Genomic DNA, 23579 nt, shown 5'->3' with positions numbered 1-23579 from the left:
GGATTCAGGCGCTGCAGGACTGGCAACGCCCCGTCAACACCAGGTTTTGCGGGCACAAGGAAAAGGCCGCCGCCTGCGCGGCCAAGCGCAACGCGCTCAAGGCCGGCGCGGCGTCGATTTCCTGTACCTGGCCGCAGTCGCCGCAGACAAGGATCAGCCCTTCATGCTGGCATTCGAAGTGATCGCAGACGATGAAGCCGTTCAAGGCGTCCACCTTGTGCAGCAGGCCGTGTTCCACCAGGAAATCCAGCGCGCGATACACGGTGGGCGGCGCGGCGGCGCCGCGCTCCTGCTGCAGATCCGCCAGGACCTGATAAGCCTTGACCACCCCGCTGTAACGCAGCACCAGCTCCAGCACCTGACGGCGCAACGCGGTCAGCTTGCTGCCGCGCCGTTCACAATGCCGCTCCGCCGCGGCCAGATAGGCTTGATGGTCCATGCCGGACACCCGCTTGTTTAATCAGAGCACAATGTTACTGTATAACATCTCAAATTCACAAGGTTTAATCATTCATCGGTTTATCGTGCCCGCCAATCATGGTAGCTTTGTGCCCCAGAATGCCCATGATAGGCTTATGGCTTACCACCCATTGCTCATAATAAGGAAATGACATGAAAAAGCTGTTGATGCTCGCCCTTGCCACCACTCTCGCCGGCCAGGCCTTTGCCGCCGATCCGATTGCTCAGCGCAAAGACGTCTTCAAGCAATACAAACCGGTGGTTGGCGGCATGGGCAAGATGGTGAAGGGCGAAACACCCTATAACAAGGATGAGTTCGCCAAGCTGGCCGGTGAGCTGGAAGCTCTGTCCCAAAAACCGTGGCAGCATTTCCCGGCGGGCAGCGGGACCGGCAAGACCGACGCCAAGCCGGAAATCTGGAGCAAGCCCGCCGAATGGCAAAAAGCCATCGACAACCACAAAGCCGCCACCGCCAAACTGAAGCAAGTAGCCGCCGGCGGCGATCTGGGCGCAATCAAGGTACAGTTCGGCGCCACCCAGAAGACCTGTAAGGCCTGTCACGACGCCTTCCGCAAGGACTAAATCCTTCGCGTCGGTCCCCGCAGCCCGCTCGCCAGCGGGCTGTTTGCTTGCCTATCCGCAGTCAGACTCCACCTCGAAGACCCCGGAATGAAAAAACTGCTGACCGTATTGCTGTTGGGCGCCATCGCGGCGCCGCTGGCGCTGGCCGACACGCCGGCCGAAACACGCACCAAATCCTTCAAGAAAGTATTGCTGGCCTTCGAACCCATGGGCGCGGTGGTGCGTGGGCGCGATCCGTACCAGAAAGACGCCTTCATCCGTCAGGCGGACGCCTTGAATCTGATCGCGGCCGAGCCCTTCAATCACTTCCCCGCCAACAGCATCAGCGGCAAAAGCCGAGCCAAGCCGGAAATCTGGAGCCAGCCCGCCAAGTTCCAGGCCGACAAGGACGCCTTCCTCAAAGCCGTGGCCGACCTGAGACAGGCCGCCCGAGGCGGCGACCTCGCCGCCATCAAGAAAAACTACGGCGCGGTGGCGCAAAGCTGCAAGTCCTGTCACGACGCCTTCCGCGGCCCGGAGAAATAAATCGCGCCCACGAAAAAAGGGCGGTGTTGACCGCCCTTTTTCTTGCCTGCCTACGCGACGCGGACAGCGCTCCGCGCCTTGCGCTCACAAACGCGTCAACAGCACATAAATACCGCCGCTGGACACCAGCAAGGCCACCAGCGCGATGATGGCCGGCGCGAACTCCAGACGCGGCACATCGCCGGCGATGGCTTTGTTGCCGGTGATCATCGCCTTCACCAGATTGTTCTTCTTGAACAAGCGGTAAGCGATGATGGCCAGCAAGTGCAGGCCGACCAGCCCCAGGATCACATTGAAGAAGCCCTTGTGGAACGAGGTGGCGGCTTCGGCCGCATCGCCGCTCAGCAGCTTGGCCAACGGGCCGTCGTACAGATAGCTGTCGACATCGGCGGCGAACAGGCCGGTGCTCACCTGAGCCAGCAAGGCCAACAACATCGCCAACACCATCAGGCCGCCCAAAGGGTTGTGGCCCGGCTGCTCGTTCTCGGTCAGCTCGCCGCGCAAATAGCGGACAATGCTGCGCGGCCCCTTGATGAAATTGTCGAAACGCGCGGTCTGGCTCCCTATCACGCCCCAGATCAAACGAAACAGCAGCAGGCTGGCGAGGGCGGAACCGCACCAGATATGGTATTGCAGCCAATCTCCGCCCTGCTCGCCGCTATACCACATGCCGCAGAACAGAATCACCAGCGCCCAGTGAAACAAGCGAGTGGGAACATCCCACACTTTTACCAATTGCGTCATCGCGCCTTCACTCCGTGTATCCAAAATCCGTCCGCCCAAGCATTACCTGAGTTAGTGCATTGCAACATGATATTACCGTGCCGGACTGACAAACCCTAACCCAAATGGGGTTTTACCCGAATTCTACCGACAAAAAGGGGGCAAAAACCACTGGTTTTCGGTTAATATCCTTGATTGGGCTCGCTTGGCGAGTCCGGCTACGCCGCCCGCCAACGGGCGGCCTAACTTTTTGCGGCGGCGCCCTCATCCCGCCATTGCCGCGCATCACCTTGTTGGAGACCCGATAAATGAACCATGCCCCCCTGATTCAGGATCTGCAGGCCCGCGGCCTGATTGCGCAAACCACGGACGCCGTTGCGCTGGAAGAACTTCTGAGCAAGGAGCAGGTGACCCTTTATTGCGGCTTCGACCCTACCGCCGACAGCTTGCACTTGGGCCATCTGGTGCCGGTGCTGATGCTGCGTCGCTTCCAGCAGGCCGGCCATCGCCCGGTAGCGCTGGTGGGCGGCGCAACCGGCATGATAGGCGACCCCAGCTTCAAAGCCGCCGAGCGCAAACTGAACACGCCGGACGTGATCCAGGGCTGGGTGGAGAAGATCCGCGGCCAAGTCGAGCCCTTCCTCAGTTTCGAAGGCGACAACGCCGCCTTGATGGCCAATAACTACGACTGGTTCGGCCAAATGAACACGCTGGATTTCCTGCGCGACATCGGCAAACATTTCTCGGTCAACGCAATGATCAAGAAAGAATCGGTGCAGCAACGCATCAACCGCGAAGACCAGGGCATCTCCTTCACCGAGTTCTCGTACAGCCTGCTGCAAGGCTATGACTTCGCCGAGTTGAACCGCCGCTTCGGCTGCAAGCTGCAGATCGGCGGCTCCGACCAGTGGGGCAATATCACCGCCGGCATCGACCTCACCCGCCGCCTGCAACAACAGCAGGTATTCGGCCTGACTGTGCCGCTGGTGACGAAATCCGACGGCACAAAGTTCGGCAAGACCGAATCCGGCACCATCTGGCTGGACGCCAAAAAGACATCGCCGTACGCCTTCTATCAGTTCTGGCTGGGCACCGCCGACGCCGACGTGTACAAATTCCTGCGCTACTTCACCTTCCTGTCGCTGGAAGAAATCGCCGCGATCGAAGCCGCCGACCAGGCGCGCGACGGCAAGCCGGAAGCGCAACGCATCCTGGGCGAACAGATGACGGCCATGGTGCACGGCGCCGCAGCGCTGGAGGCGGCACAGCGCATCACTCAAAGTCTGTTCAACAATGACCTGAGCAGCCTCACCGCCGACGATTTCGCTCAACTGGCTCAGGACGGCCTGCCCAGCATCCTGCTTGAACGCGACGCCGACAGCCTGATCGACGCGCTGGCCGCCGGCGGCCTAGCCAAATCCAAGAGCGAGGCGCGCACCTTCATCCAGAGCGGCGCGGTCAGCGTCAACGGCGACAAAGCCGACAGCCTGGAGCAGCGCTTCAGCGACGCGGAACGCCTGTTTGGCCGCTACACTCTGCTCAAGCGCGGCAAGAAGAATTACGCGCTGGTGGAATGGCGCTGAGCGCAGCACTCGCATCAAACGAAAGCGGCCATGACGGCCGCTTTTTTATCGTCGGAACCTTATTTTTCCACCTCGAAAGCCTCCCCGGTCGCAAAAAAAGCGCCGCCGGCAATATAGTGCAAGCTGCGCTTGGCGTCGTCGTCGAAGCGCCAATGGCCATCGGCGAACACCTCCGCGTCCGCCTCCGCCGCCACCACTTCTCCGATGAACAGATCATAGCGGGACTGATTTTCCGGTTCGCTGATTACTCTGCACTCCAGATAGGCGATGCAGCCATCCACGCGCGGCGCGCCCACCCGCAGCGAAGGAAGCCGGCTCAGGCCGCTGTGCGCAAACTTGTCCACCCGCCTGCCGTCGGCGCCGCCGGCGCGCAGCACCTCCGCGGCCTGAGCGCGGCAAGGCACGTTGAGCACAAACTCGCCCGAAGCCTCGATCAGCTCCCGAGAGTAAGTTGCCTTGTCGATGACGACCGCCACCTTGGGCGGATCAAAATCCAGCGGCATGGCCCAGGCCGCCGCCATCACATTGCTGCGCTCCCCGGCCGCGCAGGACACCAAGACAGTGGGACCATGGTTCAATAAACGATAGGATTTCGCCAGATCGACTGCGAGCAAACGAGACATGGGCATACTCGAGAAAACATGAAGCGGCTATTCTAGCCGAAGGTGCCGTTAGCCATCCGACGCGGATAAAAAAAGCCCGGCGCTCGCCGGGCGTACAGATTGCTAATTTCAACAAAGGAGAAGTCATCGAGATGACTATCCAGATATAGGACGCTTTATATTGCGTTGCAAGAATCCCGCAAATCCTTACTAAAACAGGAACATCGGCCCGCTGCCTAGCGGATTGCTCTTTCCTTCCAGGCCGATATACACGTTGCGGCCGTAAAAGAAGGGCAAACCCCAGTCAAAGTAGCTGCCAAGAAAACCGCTGGCCGGCATGCCTACCGCCGGCAGCGCGGAATAACCTTGCGACAACAGCGTTCCTGCATTGCCCAGATTGAAGGCCACCGCGCTGCTGTTGCCGCCGCCGCTCAAGCTGGCGTTGAGGTTCAAGATGCCGCCGGGGCAGAACCAGGTACCGCTCCCCACCACGCAGGTGGCGATCGTGGCATCGGGGAAAAACAGCCCATTGGAGCCGCTATCCAGAAAGCTGCTGTAGCTGAGCGATTTATAGCTGGTCGTGATCGCGTCCACGCCATTGCCGTCCAGCGTGGTGGGGAAGGCCTTGGCCGACCCCAAAGCGTTGTTGCTCTGGGTTCCCACGCCGAAATACAGCGTCCCGGTGGCGCTGGGGGCGCCGCTGATCGCCACCGCCGGCAATTGCAGCATCACTCCGTTATTGTCGCTGGCGAAACCAGCCACGGGATGGGATACCTGTAAAGCGGCGGCCGCCTGGGCCGGCTGACAAGTCAAGGCAGTGGGGCAGGCGTAGTAATAGCCGTTATTGCTACTGCTAGCGCAGTTGCTGCCGCAATCCTGCTGCCTCAGGCCGACACCGAGAATACCGTTGGCTCCCAACGCCGACAGGCTGCCCAAATTGTTCCCCACCCCGCTGCAGGCGCCGGGGATGGAACCATAGGCCGGATCGCCGATGATCTGGACAGGCAAGGAAGGGGCCGTCTTACCCCCCATTTTAACGTCGGCGTAGCGGACGCTGCCCCAGGTGAAACCGCTAGCGAATTGCATGCACTCTGCCAATTGCCGGCTATTCGTCGTTACCCCGGGCAGGCTGCCCAATGTCGATCCGCTCATTGCGCTGGCCAACAAACGCAAACCGCTGGAGCCGGTATCCACCAACACCCGGCTAATCGTCTGGCATTGACCGCCACCAGGGGCGCACACCGTCACCGAGACATAAGGGATATTGATCTGATAGACATTGGGCACCGGGCCGCTGTCTATCGTCATCGTCACCGAATTGGCCGTTGACCCGCCATTGTCCGGCGGCGCGATGCCGCCAACCCCGCCGCCGCCACCTCCGCACGCCGTCAACAGCAGCGCACACATCATCCCCAGCCACAAGATAGCCTGTTTCATCTCGCCCCCGCCCCAATTACTTGAGTTGATCGATGTCGAGTCCCACCGGCACCAGCGCGGGGACATAAGCCAGACCAAAGAAAGCGCGAGCGCGCCCGCCGGAGATCACCGTCAGCCCCGCCTTTCGCCCCTCCAAGCGATTAAGCCCCGCCCGATTGGACTGTTGAGAGGAAACATAACTGGAAAAGTAGTCGCCAAGCAGCTGCCTCATGTCCGGCAGCAACGCGCCCTGCCACGTCACCGCGAACACCACGCCGTCCGCCTGCCGAACAAACTCGCGGATGAGGCGGCCGGCCTCGTCCCGGCTCTGCGCCACGGAATAGAGCGCCGACGACCCAGCCTTCAAGGCTAGCGCTTGCGGAGCGGCAGCCGCGCGCCCCGCCGGCAAGGGTTGCCCCAAAGTGGCCAAGGCGGGGCCGGAGAACAGGCTAAGGCCAAGCAACAAGGCTGGCCCCGCCATGAAAGACGTCTGCATGAATACCCCCCATCAAATGGAAACTACAGCCGCCCCCGGATGCTTTGTCCGGGACTTCAGAATATGCGCGGCGTCAACGCCGCCATCAAAATATAGCACCTGAGCATGAAAGAGCAGCCCGATCGAGCTGCGGAGAGGAGTCGCCGAGAATAAAAAAAGGGGGGCGAAAGCCCCCCAGCGTCCTCAAAATTCAACCAGCTGCCCCGCCAGTCAAATCCTGGATTTCTCAATCAATACGCCAGCGAATCGTCATGCCGGGTCGTCACCAGCTTGCCCGCGCCCAAGGACAGCATCAGCAAGGCGACGCGTTCGTGAACGATCACCGTGTGGGTATTGCCGGAAAACTGCATGTAACGGCGCAAGTCCTCACGCACTTTGCGCGAGCCGGTCACGTCGATGATGATGTCGATGCTGCTGCCCTGCTCTGCCAACTCGATGAAATTATCCGTGACGGAAATGCCGCGTTGCTGGGCCAGCAGAATGCCCGGCGAATCCAGGTTCAAGTCCGCCACGCCCACCATTACGACAAACGACGCGTCCAACAACTGCCGCAACAGCGGCGTTCCGGTTTCACCCGCGCCTATCATGCCAACTTTGATCTGTTCCATGCGGCCACCCAAATATGACTATCAAATAAACACCGCACTGTAACAGCTTTCGCCCCGGTCGCTATTTGAGCCAAATCAAGCGGAGCAGCGGGGGGCGCCACAATGCAACAGGCCCGGACATCGCCGGGCCTGTTAGCATGACGCTTCGGATGAACTCAATGCAGATTCTGCTGTGAAAGGAAACGCAAATAACCAATGCCTTCCAGCCAAAAGCCGCCATCGGCCAGCGGCGTCGCCTCCTCTAGATCCGCCACGGTCAACACCAACTCCTGGCCATCCAGATTGGCTTCCAGCACCACATCGTCGTCATCGGAAAACTCTTCGGAAGCCGTGTGGAAATCCGGTTTCACGAACTGATTGTTAACCTGAATATAGTCGGACTCATTCAGCAGACGCAGGATGTTCATGGCGACCTCCTAATGATGCGGTGAGAGACAAGGTCCAACAAGACAGCAAACGCGGCACCGGTTCCAGACGCCACGAGCGCTGCCCGCAACGTCTCAACGCCTACAGCCAGCCGCGTTCGGCAAAGGATTCCGCCCGCGCGCCGGTCACGACGAAGTGATCCAGCAACCTTATATCGACCAACTGCAGCGCAGCTTTTAATGTATTGGTTAGAGAATGATCGGCGGCGGATGGTTCGCATACGCCGGATGGATGGTTATGAGCAATGATCACCCCCGCCGCGTTATTGGCCAGGGCCCGCCGCACCAGTTCGCGCGGATAGACCCTGGTTTCGGTCAGGGTGCCTCGAAACAACTCTTCTACCGCTATCACACGATTCTGCACAGTCAGGAATACGGCGACGAACACCTCCACGTCCTTGTCCGCAATCGCCAGCCTCAGGAAGTCGCGCACCTGTCGAGGATTGCGCAAGGCGTCCGTCAGGCTCATGTCCTCGGCCAAAGCCCGCTGCGCCAACTCCTTGCAAGCCATCAACTGCGCGTACTTGGCGGCGCCCAAACCCCGGCGAGCCCGAAACTCGTCAAAACTGGCGTTGAGCAAGCCGGACAGCGAGCCAAAGTCCAGCATCAACTGTCTGGCCATCTCCACCGCGCTCAGGCCCCGCATGCCGGTACGCAAAAAGATGGCGAGCAATTCCGAGTCCGACAGCGCGGCCGCCCCCTGGGCCAACAGCTTTTCACGGGGACGCTCGGCCTCCGGCCAATGGGCGATAGACATCTGCACGCTCCTCCTCTGGCTATAGCACTGTTTTCGGGGTCAGACCAAACGCGATGAAGCATGGCCTACCATATCATCGAAGCCACATGCCGGCCAGCGCGCTCAGTCCGTGGAAATCCGCTAAAATTGGACATTTACCGCCTGTTGCGACAAGCCCATGACAAGCAAGAAAATTCTGCTAGGCATTACCGGCGGCGTCGCCGCCTACAAGGCGGCGGAGTTGACCCGCCTTCTCGTCAAAGCCGGCCACAGCGTGGAAGTGGTGATGACGGCGTCGGCCACGCGCTTCGTGACCCCGGCCACATTCCAGGCCTTGTCCGGCCACGCGGTGTACACCGACCTCTGGGACGAACGGCCCAGCAACGCAATGGCCCATATCGATCTATCGCGCCGCGCCGATGTTTTCCTGATTGCGCCGGCCACCGCCAACACCTTGTTCAAGCTGGCCCATGGTGCCTGCGACGACCTGCTGTCCACGCTGGCCGCCGCCCGCGCTTGTCCGCTGATCGTGGCGCCGGCGATGAACCGGCAAATGTGGGACAATCCGCCCAATCAGCGCAATATGGCGCAGTTGCGCGCCGACGGCGTCGCTGTCTTCGGACCAGCCAACGGCGCCCAGGCCTGCGGCGAAACCGGCGAAGGTCGCATGCTGGAGCCGGAAGAGATCGCGGAATTGCTGGAAGGGTTTTTCTGCGCCAAGGTGCTGGCCGGGAAGAAGGTTCTGCTCACCGCCGGCCCCAGCTACGAGGCCATAGACACGGTGCGCGGCATCACCAACATCAGCTCTGGCAAGATGGGCTACGCGCTGGCGCGCGCCTGCCGCGACGCCGGCGCCGAAGTCACCCTGATCTCCGGTCCCACCGGCATGGAGGCCCCGCTGGGCATGCGTCGCGTCGATGCGGCCAGCGCCCGGCAAATGCACGATGCGGTGATGGCCGAAGTGGGCCAAAGCGATATTTTCATTTCCGTGGCGGCGGTGGCCGATTACCGGGTCAAGAACCCGTCGGCCCACAAGATCAAGAAAGGCGCCACGCCGCCTACCCTGGAGCTGGAGGAAAACCCGGACATTCTCGCCACCGTCGCTTCCCTGCCCGCCGCCCCGTTCTGCGTTGGCTTCGCGGCGGAAAGCCAGAACCTGCTGGAGTTCGCCGAAGCCAAGCGCCAGCGCAAGAAACTGCCGCTGCTGGTGGCCAACTTGGCGCAGCAAGCCATGGGCGCCGACGACAATCAGGTGGTGCTGCTGGACCGGGACGGCCCTCACTCCCTGCCCAGCATGCCCAAGCCGGACGTGGCCAGAGCCATTGTCGAACACCTGGCCAAGCTGTTGCCGCAAAACCGATAAGCAATCGACACCGCGGCTGCCTCGCGCAGCCGACACGAAAGGACTCTCATGAAAAAACCCGTCATCGACGTCAAGATTTTGGACCCGCGTCTGAAACAAAACCTGCCCAACTACGCGACGCCGGGTTCGGCCGGGCTTGACCTGCGCGCAGCCATCGAGCAGGACATCACCATTGCTCCGGGCGAAACCCAGTTGATCCCCACCGGCATGGCCATCCATATCGCCAACCCCAACCTGGCCGCCATGCTGCTACCGCGCTCCGGTCTTGGCCACAAACACGGCATCGTGTTGGGCAACCTGGTGGTTATGCGCAATTAAAATACCTGTCTCAAATGCCTCAAATAGGCTGAATCAAAGCATAAATTCAATCCTTTCTCGTTTATTAACGCAGCCATGAGAACTGTCTCAGCTGTATCAGTAAACGATTAGCCTCGAGCCTAAACGCAATGCTCGAGAACGCCATCTCGATGACAGACAAGCAGAAATAGTTTATTGTGACCAATATGGTAACCATGCTTGCTGTACGCATCCCCCTCTCCACATTCGAATACTTGCTAAACACCTGGGCAGCCGGTAGCTGACGAATTCTCTGAGCCAGGCGGCATAACCAGGTAGCGCTCAAAAATTGGCCCGCGGTTGATGCGTATCGACATATATCTGCGCAAGCCATTAGATTAGCCGCGTCATTTTTGCAACAAATCACTTTGCAAATAATATATTTCACGCTATACACAGCGGGAAAATTTCAAAAACAGCGCCGCATCACTCCACTTTCTGTTCGCAGTGCTTTAGATTGTGAGACAAATCTTCTGAAAGAGATGTCTCATCATGCGGCCGAACTTACATTTTTTAGAGTCAAAACTATTCGATACGCTTCCCAAGCGGGAGCGTGACGAGTATCTAAAAATACAAAGAAATCTGGGCATACCGGATGGCCATCCTTTTTTTCTCGACGACGACTTCAATTACGATGAACACTTAAACGGATTCTGCCGATATCTAATTGCTCCACGAAGAGATAGCCCGAATACGTGGAAAAGCTACGCCTACACTGCCGCTGAATATCTGGACTTCTCAGATGCTCGCTCTATTCCGTGGCTAAATGCGAGCAGTGAACATTTAAATGATTACTACAGAATAAAAACGCTAGGCACTACCACACTAAAAAAGGTGGAAGATAACACATGGAATCGCATTCAGATTGTTCTGGTACATATGTATGAATATGCGCTAAAACAGAAGCTTATATCCGAGCTGCCTTTTTCATATCGAATTTCGCATTCTCGTCACCACGGAGAGAAAAATAAAGTCAGCGACTTATTGATAAAGTTCACACCCAAGCCAATTAATTTCATAAGCATTAATCAATTCAAACACCATTGGCGTCCCTTTCTTGCTATAAAAGAACACTCTCAGCGTAACATTGCGCTTATTGAATTACTTATCTGCAGCGGATTTCGTATTTCCGAGGCATTAGGCCTAACTATCTACACAATTCCCGACCCTGACTCATCTATATATGTCGGACGGAATGTCGTCCCAGTTACTGTCGTTGGTAAAGGTAAGAAGAAGCGAACAGTACCAATACCGAAGCGTATCGTCCGGTCCATCCAATTTTATATGGAAGAAGACCGAGAGGCTGCTGTTGAAAAAAGTGTGAAGAAGCACGGCTCAAAGATGGTTCCGACGAAGGTGTTTCTATCCGAGAGCGGAAGTCCTCTAACCAAACGTATGGTTGAAGACATCTTCCAAGAAGCATCCAAGGCAACAGGAATCAAATTGACACCACATGGCTGCCGCCACATCTACTCGACCATCATGCTTTCTGCACTCATCGAGATTGTGCAGATGAGGAAGCCAAGTATTGAAGGCTCTGGAGCTGATAAGTACGAAATGCTCATCGGCGACCCTCTTCACACCCTTCAAAAGCTCCTTGGTCACAAATCCATCGAAACAGTTTTCACATACCTAGAGTTCACACCCGAATCACGAGAAATGGTCGAAGAAGCCCTGACAAATTGGACAAAAATGATGACCTAATCTGCTAATACAAATAACCAGTCTACAGCAGACTTACCCGTCAACTGACAGTAGCAACTCAAAACACAATCAAAATAATAGCTCTGACTGAAATTTTGAAAATGGGAAAAGAATCTAAATTTAAGAACCTCCCTTCTATAAATAACAACGTCAAAATCCTAGGGAGTTTGATTTTCAACCACCCAGATTTGCAGGGGCCTGGAGCAAAACTTGACTTGAAAGAGTTCAAAAAAAATCCTGACTTGGCTCGTGATTTAATTGCCTCACTGTATAAACACGTCAATTTAGCCAATATTTCTGAGGCGCGAAGTCTCGGGGCGTACTTTGCGGGAATACGAGATTTTCTTAAATATTGCGAGGAAAACAACTTCCCCTCGGATATGCGGATGAAAGACATTGATGAAAAATTCCTCCGAAGATACAAGTCCTATCTCGTTGATTCGACACTGCATCGAAAATCAGAGAGAAGACGACGTCGATATGGTGACATTGCAAGGCTATTGGAAGCGGGAAAAACCATTGGTTTATGGGGCATAAAAAACACACCCCCGCGAAATTTCAAATGCATTTCGGATGGCGACAAAACTCAACCATACATGGCGTCAGAGTTATTAGACCTCGAAGCGGTCTGCCGTAATTCTATAAATGAAATTTGCTCTCGAATCGAGCGGGGAAAAAACCTCGTCACCCAAGGAAAAAACCCAAGGGAGGTACACTTAGGCCGCAACTATATTAACGGTAGGATTTTAAAAGTAGATGATAAACTACGCCCTTGGAACCAGCTCCCCAATCTACTTTGGTATGTTCAGAACATTCTCGACGGTCAGTATATAAAAAATGATGAATTAAGAAACGGCCATTCCTCGCTTGTAAAATCAGCAAATGGAGGCTTTGGCGGGGAATATCGTATGACCGATATATATGGGCATCTCTATCCGTTAAACCATGACATGCTTCCGTTCCTAAATTTGCTGGGAAAAAGATTGGGAATAAACGAAACGTCGCTTGTCGAGCTGAAAAGAAATTGTCTTAGACCATTAGATGCTGGCTACATCCTAGACTACGAAAAAAGAAGAAGCTCAAAACGTCGATTGCAAAACACATTGTACGACGATGGCCCTTATTCTGCCGTTTCCATCATAAAGACCTTGTTGCGCATAACCGAACCACTGGTACGGTTTGCCGATTATTCACATAAAGATTATTTGTTTTTGTGCTTGACAGTAGGCGCACGTGGAACCCCCGTAAAACCAATAGATGCCTGCTATGCAAAGTATCTAATGAATCACACCGGAGGTTGGGCTGAGCAGCGAGGACTGAAAAATCAGCACGGAGAGACCCTGAAACTCCATAGCCGAGCGCTGCGCGTATCTAAGCTTAGCAACGGTTACCAAAAAACTGGAAGCTACAAAAAAACGATGAGACAGGCAGCTCATGCCTTGGCCAACACAACTATCAATCATTATATAGATAACGATAGCACAAAAACAATCCACGACCTCGCTGTCGCCGATGGAATTAACTCATTAAAATCGATTAGCCTACCAACAGTTATTCCAGAAGATAAAATTTCGGAAGCGACAAAAATCCTTACATCCGATGAAGAAAAAGCGAAAAAAGTGCTTAGCGGAGAACAAGATGTATTTATTGCATCATGCCGAGACTTCTTAAATCGACCAGGTGGAGAGCCTAACACGCCATGCGATGAACCATGGGGCTGCCTTTATTGTAAAAATGCAATTATAACTCGCCATGTACTTCCTCGCCTAATTGCTTTTCGTGATTTTATCGTCAACGAAAAACTCACGCTATCTACAGAGGAATGGCTGGAAAAATTCGGGAACGCACTTGACATTATCACTCGCGAAATACTTCCCAAGTTTCGAGCTGAAGTAACAAAAGAAGCGGAGCGACTTGCAGCAAACATGGACTTTTACATTCCATTATATTTCAAAACACGATAATGAACACATTACTATCATCCATCACCGAAGAGAAAATCGAATGCGGCTCTGCCCTTGGGCCTAGCAAGATTTATCAACCTTACACGCGAGTGTCAAAAGCCTCGATATTTTCCAACTCAAAATGGTTTATGACTGAGTATGTTGAGCTCCCAGGGTTAGGACCAAGGTGTGACTCATGGAATTTTGAATCTCTCCCAGGGTTTCCATCTGGTTTCGCTTTAGCTGGTGCCGAGCTCGCTTACGCGATGTTAAAGGACCCCGTTGATTCAGAAAATAATCTAGCCTGGCTGAGTATTATTCAAATTTTGTACTCGCTCAGGGATTTTTCTGAATTTGCAGCATCAATGGACTGTTATCGCTTTTCAGATGTAAGCCAAGAGCTACTATTGCAATACCTTAATGTGCTTATGTATGGAAACGAAGAACGGGAAGCAAAATCAAACAACCGAATAAAAACACTTATCAGCATGCTTTACAAGGTTTGGGTTTACTCCCCAAGACTTAGTGAGCCGCTCCCCGAGCAACCGTTTGAGCGCAGCAAAGACGAAATGCTATCAGATATACCTAGAAATGGTAATTCTCACGAGAACAAGACGCCTCCTATTCCGGAATATATTTATGCCCCACTAATGGCTGCATGCCTAGGCTATGTCTTGGAACACAGCGCTACGATTTTGACGGCCTGGAAAGACCTCCAAGTCAAATGGAACACGGAAATTCGAAATGAAACTATTGGACCTAGTGGAAAAGGAAAACGCCTTACGAAAGCAGCAGCAATTATTCTAAAAAAATATCCATCACCTTGGCGAAGAAGCGCATGGAAAGGCAGAAGCGATTTGTACGTTGAACTATATCGCCTTCGTATTGCTTGCATTTTAGTTGTTTTAGCTTACTCCGGCGTTCGTGCTTCCGAGTTATTCTCGATTGAAGAAAATTGCTGGGTAGTGGATGAGACCAAAGATGAAAAGAAAATAATCTACTTAAACACCGTATTGCGCAAACATCGCCATAAAGGCTCGAAGGATACGTGGGTAATAATTGAAGAGGTAGTCACAGCAATAAGCATTCTCGAACAAATCACCAAGCACGCCAGAAAGGCTCTTGGGACGAAACGATTACTTCTGAGCAGAGATGACAATCAATTTTTTAACGTTCAAACTATCGAAGATACTGATGGTTTTGTCGAATTAAACTCTTCGACGCTGTTAGAGAGCATTGAGCAGTTTCGACAACATGTGAATGAAAATCTCAACTTCTCACCCATTCCACTTTGGACTGACCAAGATGGTGTTGAAAAACCTTGGAAATTTAATACTCGACAGTTTCGAAGAACGTTAGCGCGCTACATTGCACGGCAACCCTTCGGGGTTATCGCAGGGATGCGCCAGTACAAACACGTTCAAGTAGCGATTTTTGAAGGCTACGCTGGCGTCGACACTGAATGGTTAGACATGGTCGGTGAAGAACGAGGGCTCGCTCAGTTCGACTTCATCGATGAAATTGCGATTTCATTGTCCTCAGGAGCTGTCGCTGGAGAGGCAGGAGTTCAGATTAAGCAAGCCTTCGAGACTGAGTTCAAAGGTCGTGCGGAGGATTTCTCCCCATCGACAATTGCCAAATGGTTAGCTAGCACAAACAAAACTCTTTTTATCGGCAATCTCAACCTTTGCTATTTCGAACCAACGAAAGCTCGCTGCCTTCGAAACTCTGAAATTAAGGATGCCCCAATTCTCAACAGGTGTGAACCTGAAAATTGCAAGAACGCCTGTGTGACCAAAAGGCATCTTCCATTGTGGACGGCCCAGCTCAAGCAAGTTGAGGAGGCAATTCGCCATCCCAAAGCATCAGTAATCGCGAAGCAGCTTCTGTCCAACGAGGCTTCGAAAATTAGAAAGATTGTGGAGGACGTACAAGGTGAAACAGAGTAGTTACGATGCCATTGATGCCGCCATAGAGCGGCACGCAAACGGAACAGCCAAACTAACCGACGGGAAGATTACTCATGTGAACATCGCGAAGGAGGCGAAAGTTGGCCGTGCGACGGTCTATCGATGCTTCGACGAGCACGCCGCCCTTAAAGAAAAGTTTGAAAAGCTGAAGAAGAATGGCCTCAATCAGACCCAGGAGCCCCCACAAACATTGCACGAGGCGTTCCTGGCGGCGAAAAAAGAAATCAAACAACTGAGGGACAACCTGAAAGAGGAAAAGCAGCGCTCGGAACATAAGGAAAAGCTGAGCGCCAACATGATATTCATCCTTAAAAGGGAGATTCAGCGCTTGGAAACTGAGAATAAGAATTTGAGGAAGCTACTGCCAGCACCATCAATCATTCATCTACCGCAACAATTAGGATGAGTCAAGGCGAGTATCAACACCGCAGATTCCTGCCACCACCAAAGTGATTCCAACGACTACCTTGCTCACGTTGAGCAAAATCGGCCACTGCTCAATTTGGGAAGTCTCGTTCCAGGCGATGTTGCAGTAGCGCTCAATTTTGGCCCACATCGCCTTCAACTGCGCTTCGGTCCAACGTACCAACACGCCCTTGCTCGTTGGCTCAGGTCCAAGCCCTAGCTCACCAGGCTTCTTACCCAGCAACCCGACTCTAGCAGCCAAGCTACCTCACTAACCAGCCAAGCCTGGGTAGCTTGCACCAGTCCTGACATACCTTCCTTGGCACTTCCCCATATTTTATTCAACTCACGTGGTAGCTGTAGCCCCCACTCCTGAATGTAGCCCAGGGTAGACACCGGAACAGGGTTGTAGATGGGCGTGGGCACAGGTTGGCTTCGAGATTGAGATTCTGCGCGCATCTCACCCGGGTTAGCGCTGGGCCGCTCGAATCGCTGCCAATGCCTGCTCCAACGCATCGAAGCCGCCCTCCTTCGAACCAAGGAAACGAATATCCAAACCGTCCGGCGTCGAGAGGTTGAACTGACTGTAGGCACAAATGGGCAGTTGGCGGTTGTTCTTGAAGCGCTTGTCGGGGCCACCCTTCTTGTTCACGTACTGCCATGTCTGGTCGATGATGCGGGCATCGCCCGGGACCGACTCGCTCTCGATGTACCGCACGAATTCGCTGACACCGTGGAGGCGTGCATAGTCGATGGCACCTACGGACTTCCCTTGAAAAGCTAGGACACGGTCAGGAAAGAACGCCAACGTGGTCCGCTCTGCGGTCAGAACGGGGACAGGGATGTTCGCGACGACCCCTGGAGCTTGGCCCAAGGTCAGGCTAGCGGCACCAAACTTCAGACCTTGGCTCGCTCCCGCCGAATACTTCGTATCGGCGTAGCGTGACGTGGTGGTGATGGACTTGAGCTTGCGCGCCGCCGCGGCATGGGAGACGGCACCGGACAGCCGCTCGAACAAGTCGCTAGTTGCCTGGTCCGGCTCATAAAAGAGCACGGTCAGCTTGCGCATCTGGTCGCGCCAATACACCCAACCAATCAACCCTACGCCAATGACGAAGGCCGTCGGTCGAATGAAAGACGGCCATGTCTCGCTGGCGGGATAGAGCATGTAGAACAGCAGCAAGACCGCAACCGCGGCCATGGGCCACAGTGGAAGCTTGGCACGCTGCTCGTTCATTGACTGCAGCAGTGCATCGCTGGTGGAGTCACGCAATTCGAGGACGCTCTTCGTCCCATGTTCGACGGTGGCGACAATGTTAGCGTCGGCGACAACTTGCACGTCCTGTGGGCGCCCAGGCATCACAACAGGCTGTGCCCCAGCAGGTTGCCGAGCATTCAAGCTCTTGCGATAGCGGAAACCACCTACTCCCCCGCTGATGTACGCGCCACGCGGCCCGGTACCGATACGAAGGCCCGGGACGCCAACCGACATGCCAATGCCGGAACCGGAGAAGTTGAAGCGCACAGCACCAAACTTCACACTGCGAGAAAAGCTGAGACCCATACGTCCTCCTTGATGACTGTTGCACCCTTCTGTCGAGCTGCTTCAACGATATTGAGTTGATTGAAGTTCTACTTAGCGGCCGCGATGGCTGCTTCCAAAGCGTCAGCTGCCGTGTCGTTCACAGCGTTCTCGGACTGCCGAGCTCTCCACGTACGAGTTTCGACGAGAGACGGGATTCGCTCGATAGCACCAATCGGCTCGATACCCATTGCGGCCAGACGGTCGAGCAAGTCCCGAAGCACCTCGTCCTTGCGAAGCGACCAGGTCGAAGCAAAGCAGCGCCAGAACGTCCAACCAGCCCGCTCAAGGACTCGTTGCCTGCTCATATCCGCAGCCCAGCGGTCGGGACCATGGAATTCGTCTCCATCGCACTCGATGGCAAGTCGACTATCGTCGGCACCCTCCACCACCATATCGATTCGGAATGAACCGGCTTTGACTTGCGGCACAACACGGTAGCCCCGGCTGAATAGCGCTGTGTAGACCTCTTTCTCAAAGCCAGATTCGCAATCGTCGATGAGACTCTTGGTCTCGTTAACGCTTCCATCTAGTGGCTTGGTAAAGTGCTCCAGCATCCCTCGACGCAAATCCACATGAGAGAGGTCTTTCAGCTGGACAGAGCGGACGAGATACATGCGGTCCCGAGCCCTGCTGGCCGCAACGTTAAATCGCTGCTCGAAGGTATTGCCCGACAAGGCCTTGCAATTTGCTGGGTCAACGACCATGGACAGGAACATGATGTCCCGCTCGCTGCCTTGAAACAGGCGAGCATCCCCACACTCGAACTTGCGGTGCAGCAGCTCCATGGCACTCACGCGGGAGCGAACCAACGTATCAATGTACTTCGCCTGGTCCAGGCCCAGCAGTGACACCACACCAAGCGTCCGCCCCACGAACTTCGGGTCAGCGACTAGGGTGGCAATCTCCTCAGCTATGGCCTGGGCCTCAAGACGGTTCTCATCTTTGACACCACGCTTGCCACCTTCGACGTAGATGTCAATCAGCGGTGGGTCGAGGCGTTCGGATGCCTTGGGAATACGCAGAGGCTGGATGAACCCATCGTAGAACCTATTGCTGTAGGCAATGATGGGCGGCACACACCGGAAGTGCTCTCGCAGCATCACCTTCTGTGCTGCGAACACTGTCGAGGCAACATCGTAGAGTGACTTCTCGGGCGTCAGGACGGGGGCGAACGGCTGGTCAGACAGGAAGCGGTCCTTGAGCTCCTGGATGCGAACCGCGGACATGAAGCTTCCATCCGGCGAGACCTGCTTGTCGTCGCCAACGACCAAAATCTTCTTCCCACGCAACACGGCAGGCAGCGCCCACAGGTCTGATTGGCTGGCCTCGTCCACGATGACTAGGTCAAAGCTCCCGAGCTGAGATGGCAGCGTTTCTGAGACCTTGGCATGACTCATGACCCAGCACGGGACAGCACCCTGCGCATTGCTCATCGCCTTCTGAGCATCCCGACGGTGCCTGGTCGCATTGGGGCCGGTACCCATACCGATGCGTCGGACAGCCGTACGGTAGGTCTCCAGTGCTGACAGCACCTTTGGAGAGGCACCCAGCTTTGTGGATAGCCAGGCCGACTTGGAAACGAGGTCCTCATACAGGCGCGCCAAGCCTACTTCCAGGTCCCGCCGGCGCGCAGCCAGCGTTCGAAGCTCCTCGCGGGCTTCAATGGTGTCCAGGTGGTTCTTGACCCGTGCCCAGTTCCAGGCGTCGCGCCAGGTGGTCGGCATCGCCTTGTCATCGCCGGAGGCCTCAACCGGGATGCTTCGAATGCGCGTGGCCAACTTCTGCCCACCTGCGCGTTCAACTTGGTCTGCCAGCTGGTTGACCACAGAGAGGTCGTGCGCCAGGCCTTCAATGCGTCGAACCTCACCAACCAGCTCTGCATACCGTGCCACAGCACGCTCGACCGGCAGCCCCACAGCACCGAGGTCGTTCTCGACAAAGGCCCGCAGCGACTCGGCGGCCGGCCCGGAGGTTCCCGCGAGCTTCTCTTGGAGCGTCGCGAGCGAGGTGGCCGCTTTGGCCAGGTCGGCGCGCGTGAGATGGTGACGCAGGTGCTGCAGCACCTCCGCAAGTTCCGCAGCGGACCCTTTCAGCAGTGCCACGGGCGCTTGCGCGAAAACGCGCTCAGCATGGACTGGCAGTTTGGCATCGAACTGCGTTGCCAGCTTGTGTGCTTTCAGTGCGAGTGTCGTGACCAGCTCGATGTTGCGCAGTCCAAAGACTCCGCCGCGTACCGCTGGTACCGACAGCACATCGGCGAACTCGTTCCAGCGAACACTAAAGGACAGCACTTGCGCGTGAAGCTCGACGTATCGCTGCACATGGCCCCAGTCCTCCGCGCTCGCCGGGCTCAGGCCGGCAACCTTGATAGCAGCAACGTGTTCCTTCGCTGCGCCAGCCCCGAACGCCATCATGCCGAACGGCTTGCCCGTGCTCGCACCCCGCGTAATGGCCTCGCGGGTCTTGACCGAGACCAAGGCTTCCTCAGGTGCCTCAACGGGACGCTTCAGGAACGCGGCGCGCGCTTCGGTAAGGGCTTCGACCTCGCCGACAAGCGCCTCCAAGGCTTCACGCTCGCTTTGGAACGTTGGCAGGCCACACTTCTTACGAAGCTGGTCTGTCCAGACCTCGCCGGTCGCTTCAAGCTCATGGGCGAGCTCTTGAGCCTGCGCCACAAGGGGCAGGAGGCTGCGTGCGCCATCAAGCACATCCGGTGTTGAGGAACGAAGGGCAAGCAAGCGACCCTGAGCTTCGGTTTCTTCGATTTCCCGCATGTCCACCAGCGCCTGGTGCAGCTGACCAACATCGGCGGCCGGTAGCAGCCCTGAGCTCGAGGGGATACGCGCAGAAACGTAGACCAAATCCTGTCCGAGGCGTCGCCTGGCTTCGCGAAGGGCCGCGGCCTGCTCGCCAGTCAGTGCTGGGGCATTTTCTGGAACTAGAGAAATAGTGTCGTCGAACCAGCCATGCTGCTCATGACCGTGGAGCACAAGCTCGGCCATCTTCTGGGCCCGCATCGGGACGCCATCGACTTCAACGTCAGACAGTTGCGACTGGGCGATTTCATCGACACGGCAGTCGATGGCCGCGAGCTCCACGTGCGCCCGCTCGATGGCGCTCTGGAAGGTGCGAATCTGCTCCCGGACGACCTCGGGGTTCAGCTGCGAGACGTTGTGGATGATGGCTTCAATCGACGACTGAAACTGCCGCATCCCTTCTCGGTCGCCTGCCAGCAGAGCAACCGTCAGCGGCTGTACTTCCTTGGGAATCTTCGACTGCAAAACTTCGAGGGCTTGCTCGCCCTTCGAGGTCACGAGGACCTTCCGACCAGTGGCCAAATAGTGGCAGACGATGTTGGCGATGGTGTGGGTCTTGCCGGTGCCAGGAGGCCCTTGCACCGCGACGCCATCGGAGCGCTCAAGCTGTTCAACGATGGTCACCTGCTCCTGGTTGTACGGCAAGGGGAAGTAGAGCTCACGCGGCTCGCCCTTCGCGCCGGCGCCGCCGGTATAGCCAGACAGTCCTCGGAAGGCCACCGGCTCGTAGGTCATTTGTTGGTCCGACGGAGGTGTCACCAAGGCCAATGGGCCGAGCGGAATCTCGCAGTTGTCGGCAAGACGCTGCTTCAGGCGCTCGATGTCTTCGTGCAGATAGTTGTTCGGCCGAGGACGCGAAAGAACCACCCAGCTGTCGCTGACCACAAGTTCGTCGGTCGGCATCGGGAACGCTTCGATGCCGTTCACGAACCGGCCCTTCTCATGCAGGTTCCCGGCGACCAGCTTCAGGAGATGCTCGTAGCTGCCCGGGTCGAACGGAGTTACGGGACGGTCGGCACCTTTGGCAAGGGCCTCACGCGCGGCGCGCTCGACATCCGCGGTGCTCGGAAGCAGGCACGCAGCAAACGCATCAAACTCGAAGCGAGGGTCAACAGACCGGGGGCGCAGTGCGATGGCAAGCGTAGTCTCGTCCAAGGCTAGTTCCATGGCCTGGGTCAGGAGCGGGTACTGGAAGTCCACCCGAGTGTTGCCGGCGCGTTCCGCATAGTTGAGCTTCCAGGCAGCAACGCCAACACCCCAAACCAGCTCATGCGGCTTGGCGGTCTCTTCGGATTCCAGCTGGTGCTTGATGGCGAACAGGTCGCCGTAGAGGGAAATTGTCTTGCGGCGCGGAATCTCGCCCGCCGCCCAGGCCGACCACAAGGGCGCATACTGCACCAAAACTTGTTGGGACGACGACCGCCACCGAGCTTCAACCAAGGACCGCTGCTCCGCGGAATTGGACTGGCTTTCCGCCAAAATACGGCTCTTGAGCGTGTCCTCGTCAATCCGTGGTGCGGCACCTTCCGGGTTGTCGCTGACGACGATGACTCCCTTCCACTGTTCCGCGGGCAGAGCCGGCGGAACATTCGCTTCCAGCCGTGCCACTTGCATCCAAATGTGGTCACCATCCAGCTTAATGTCGAAATCAACGCCCGGGAGTCCTTGGAGGTCAGGCCTCCCCTTCAGAAAGCCCTTATAGCCCTGCAACTTGAAGCCACGAGGGTCGATTTCTTTGTCTTGCTCCAGGACGTAGTCCAGAAGTTTGTTAAGCAAACTGTTTGGGCTCATCGTCCCTCCTGTTCATGATGTTCTGCTACAGCCATTGTCAACAGCTAGCAATTTAGCTTGAAGATGGATGCATGCAGAGGCAATACCGGACTCCTGTGCCTCCCCGCCACGAATAGAGAGGCACTATAGTTTTTCCTGTCCAACAAACCTCCCATAGTTCTACAGCGGGGACAGCTCTTCGGATATAGCCAAGAAGACTACTTTGAACGCCCATATATTTTACGAAATTCTCAATGGAATTGGCCCCATAAAATTATCATTTCATGGGGCCTTGCTTCACAGCTTAAGCGTTTAGCTGCACACTCCTCCATGATACAAGGTCCGATTACTACTTTTCTAAATACCAAATCGTGCTGCCATATGTGGAGTTTGGGAAATTCGGCATCAACTCACCCTGGCTAAAGTGACGGCGTGAATTCTCCATCGCAGGGGTCCACCAGTAGCCACTTTCCGGGCACGGCTTGTCAGCTTCACAGCGTATACCTTCGATAGCGGGTGCCGGCTCGAGCGCTGCCTCCGGCAGTGGCACCGAGTCAAATCGCGCATACCAGCTTACGGTTTCCGCCTTATCAAACCCATTCCGTTGAGGCAGGTAGTAATGCAGGGAGCCCGGTTCCGTGGTACGTATCGACCTCAGCAAGTGATTGACAATCACATAGGACTCAGGAGGGCTATTGTCTGGCGCACCCAAGTCTGGATAACGCCCCGCCTGAATAATAAGTCCGCCGGAATAACGACGTACTATGATGTCTTGCCAAGGTGCCAGTGTAGCTCGAATTGCCTCTTCACCATTGAGCTGCTGTACAAACTCGTTTCCCAGAATCGTGTACCAATCTACACCCTTAATGTGGCTCTTCAGTTCGAATCCACCAGCACTGAATGAGCGGGTATCGATATTTAAGCCAATGAAACGCTGCGCAAGCTCATACTCATTGGGCAAATACTGATGATAGTCATAGGGCAGAATGGGGGACAAACCGCCATAACCATGGACAGGTTGCAAAGTTTCGCATATGAAGGCAACTAATTCTTGGTATTGACCAAGGTCCGCTTCGTCGAACACAGTAGCAGCAGGCAATACAATCTTAAAAAACGATTTATCACCCCAGCTTTCATGAATACTCTGCTGCGTCAAGCAGGAAACTGAGTATTCCGGTGCCAAGTTAGGCATGGCTTCGCTACTTACAAACCACTCAATCCGCTCATGCGGGTCAGTGATTTCCAATATCTTATTTCTGGACTTTTGATAGTCGGATGCCCCCATCTTCTTAGTTTTGGCATCCATATATTTTTGCCCCTTTAGCTTCCCGCCAAAGAGTGAATAAAACCTATCGAAACACTCGATGAGTTTTTTCCTAACCTCAACAGTGCTGCCCTTCTCAAAGAAAAAAGTAGCAATCAAACCAGGCCTGATGACGATGCTATCATCAGACCCCAAATTCCAAGTCAGCTCATCTTGATACTGGCGAAGTCGCAGCAATGGCTGCGGCATCTCTTTTTGTTCCATTGTG

Annotated in this window: 20 protein-coding genes and 1 pseudogene; 9 read left to right on the top strand and 12 right to left on the bottom strand. The window is 55.5% G+C overall.

What is annotated here, in order from left to right; genetic code table 11:
* Positions 1 to 4: 4 nt before the first annotated feature.
* The gene (locus tag BR71_RS03975; RefSeq protein ID WP_043632987.1) at positions 5 to 439 is read right to left on the bottom strand and encodes a Fur family transcriptional regulator; all 435 of its coding nucleotides are present in this window, start codon (positions 437 to 439) and stop codon (positions 5 to 7) included.
* Positions 440 to 612: 173 nt separating this feature from the next.
* Between BR71_RS03975 and BR71_RS03970 the strand changes: the two genes are divergently transcribed.
* Positions 613 to 1041 (top strand): c-type cytochrome, encoded by a 429-nt coding sequence (locus BR71_RS03970; protein WP_043632984.1) that lies wholly within the window; start codon positions 613 to 615, stop codon positions 1039 to 1041.
* A gap of 87 nt (positions 1042 to 1128) precedes the next feature.
* The gene (locus tag BR71_RS03965; protein WP_043632980.1) at positions 1129 to 1566 is read left to right on the top strand and encodes a c-type cytochrome; all 438 of its coding nucleotides are present in this window, start codon (positions 1129 to 1131) and stop codon (positions 1564 to 1566) included.
* Positions 1567 to 1650: 84 nt separating this feature from the next.
* Here BR71_RS03965 and BR71_RS03960 read toward each other — a convergent pair whose 3' ends face one another.
* Entirely contained in the window at positions 1651 to 2310 is a 660-nt protein-coding gene (locus BR71_RS03960; protein ID WP_043632977.1) for a cytochrome b/b6 domain-containing protein, read from the bottom strand.
* Positions 2311 to 2597: 287 nt separating this feature from the next.
* Here BR71_RS03960 and tyrS point away from each other — a divergent pair, with 287 nt between their 5' ends.
* Positions 2598 to 3872 carry a tyrosine--tRNA ligase gene (gene tyrS / locus BR71_RS03955; RefSeq protein ID WP_043632972.1) on the top strand — a complete coding sequence of 425 codons (1275 nt, stop codon included), beginning with the start codon at positions 2598 to 2600 and terminating at the stop codon, positions 3870 to 3872.
* A gap of 59 nt (positions 3873 to 3931) precedes the next feature.
* Here tyrS and BR71_RS03950 read toward each other — a convergent pair whose 3' ends face one another.
* The 6 genes from BR71_RS03950 to radC all read right to left on the bottom strand — a co-directional run bounded on the left by BR71_RS03950 (position 3932) and on the right by radC (position 8176).
* Positions 3932 to 4495 carry a flavin reductase family protein gene (locus tag BR71_RS03950; protein WP_043632969.1) on the bottom strand — a complete coding sequence of 188 codons (564 nt, stop codon included), beginning with the start codon at positions 4493 to 4495 and terminating at the stop codon, positions 3932 to 3934.
* A gap of 189 nt (positions 4496 to 4684) precedes the next feature.
* Complete coding sequence (locus tag BR71_RS03945; RefSeq protein WP_043632966.1) at positions 4685 to 5911, bottom strand: DUF3443 domain-containing protein; 1227 nt, start codon at positions 5909 to 5911, stop codon at positions 4685 to 4687.
* A 16-nt stretch (positions 5912 to 5927) separates the two neighbouring features.
* Positions 5928 to 6386, bottom strand: coding sequence for a DUF2844 domain-containing protein (locus BR71_RS03940; protein WP_081862542.1), 459 nt, complete (start codon positions 6384 to 6386; stop codon positions 5928 to 5930).
* 230 nt (positions 6387 to 6616) lie between these two features.
* Positions 6617 to 6994: an oxidoreductase gene (locus BR71_RS03935; RefSeq protein ID WP_043632963.1), complete on the bottom strand. Its 378-nt coding sequence runs from the start codon at positions 6992 to 6994 to the stop codon at positions 6617 to 6619.
* A gap of 155 nt (positions 6995 to 7149) precedes the next feature.
* Entirely contained in the window at positions 7150 to 7401 is a 252-nt protein-coding gene (locus tag BR71_RS03930; protein WP_043632961.1) for a hypothetical protein, read from the bottom strand.
* A 100-nt stretch (positions 7402 to 7501) separates the two neighbouring features.
* Positions 7502 to 8176 (bottom strand): RadC family protein, encoded by a 675-nt coding sequence (gene radC / locus BR71_RS03925; RefSeq protein WP_043632960.1) that lies wholly within the window; start codon positions 8174 to 8176, stop codon positions 7502 to 7504.
* Positions 8177 to 8333: 157 nt separating this feature from the next.
* On the opposite strand from radC, the gene coaBC reads away from it, so the two are divergent.
* From coaBC to BR71_RS22730, 6 genes and pseudogenes are all read left to right on the top strand, one after another.
* On the top strand, positions 8334 to 9518 hold the full coding sequence (gene coaBC, locus BR71_RS03920; protein WP_043632958.1) for a bifunctional phosphopantothenoylcysteine decarboxylase/phosphopantothenate--cysteine ligase CoaBC: 1185 nt from the start codon (positions 8334 to 8336) through the stop codon (positions 9516 to 9518).
* Between the two features lie 48 nt (positions 9519 to 9566).
* Positions 9567 to 9821 (top strand): annotated as a pseudogene (locus tag BR71_RS03915) (dCTP deaminase/dUTPase family protein); the annotation flags it as partial.
* Positions 9822 to 10346: 525 nt separating this feature from the next.
* On the top strand, positions 10347 to 11558 hold the full coding sequence (locus BR71_RS23310) for a tyrosine-type recombinase/integrase (protein WP_081862540.1): 1212 nt from the start codon (positions 10347 to 10349) through the stop codon (positions 11556 to 11558).
* 101 nt (positions 11559 to 11659) lie between these two features.
* Positions 11660 to 13522, top strand: a complete 1863-nt coding sequence (locus BR71_RS24020) for a phage integrase SAM-like domain-containing protein (protein WP_156038805.1) — start codon at positions 11660 to 11662, stop codon at positions 13520 to 13522.
* Positions 13522 to 15450 (top strand): hypothetical protein, encoded by a 1929-nt coding sequence (locus BR71_RS24015; RefSeq protein WP_156038804.1) that lies wholly within the window; start codon positions 13522 to 13524, stop codon positions 15448 to 15450. The genes BR71_RS24020 and BR71_RS24015 overlap by 1 nt, the downstream gene beginning before the upstream one ends.
* Positions 15437 to 15877 (top strand): hypothetical protein, encoded by a 441-nt coding sequence (locus BR71_RS22730; RefSeq protein WP_052370317.1) that lies wholly within the window; start codon positions 15437 to 15439, stop codon positions 15875 to 15877. Before BR71_RS24015 ends, BR71_RS22730 begins: the two co-directional genes overlap by 14 nt.
* Here the strand turns inward: BR71_RS22730 and BR71_RS03895 are convergent.
* The 4 genes from BR71_RS03895 to BR71_RS03880 all read right to left on the bottom strand — a co-directional run bounded on the left by BR71_RS03895 (position 15869) and on the right by BR71_RS03880 (position 23575).
* Positions 15869 to 16063 carry a hypothetical protein gene (locus BR71_RS03895; protein ID WP_156038803.1) on the bottom strand — a complete coding sequence of 65 codons (195 nt, stop codon included), beginning with the start codon at positions 16061 to 16063 and terminating at the stop codon, positions 15869 to 15871. The two genes, BR71_RS22730 and BR71_RS03895, sit on opposite strands and share 9 nt — an antisense overlap.
* A 282-nt stretch (positions 16064 to 16345) precedes the next feature.
* Positions 16346 to 17440 (bottom strand): DUF4236 domain-containing protein, encoded by a 1095-nt coding sequence (locus BR71_RS03890; protein ID WP_052370316.1) that lies wholly within the window; start codon positions 17438 to 17440, stop codon positions 16346 to 16348.
* Positions 17441 to 17508: 68 nt separating this feature from the next.
* A complete protein-coding gene (locus BR71_RS03885; protein ID WP_043632951.1) occupies positions 17509 to 22068 on the bottom strand; it encodes an AAA domain-containing protein in 4560 nt (1519 codons plus the stop codon).
* A 328-nt stretch (positions 22069 to 22396) separates the two neighbouring features.
* Complete coding sequence (locus BR71_RS03880) at positions 22397 to 23575, bottom strand: type VI immunity family protein (protein WP_052370315.1); 1179 nt, start codon at positions 23573 to 23575, stop codon at positions 22397 to 22399.
* Between the last annotated feature and the right edge of the window lie 4 nt (positions 23576 to 23579).

Origin of the sequence: Chromobacterium haemolyticum DSM 19808 (assembly GCF_000711885.1) — a bacterium.
In the GTDB taxonomy this organism is placed as follows: Bacteria; Pseudomonadota; Gammaproteobacteria; order Burkholderiales; family Chromobacteriaceae; genus Chromobacterium; species Chromobacterium haemolyticum.
Note: the sequence above shows the minus strand (reverse complement) of the source record. Positions and strands in the feature narration are given on the sequence as shown.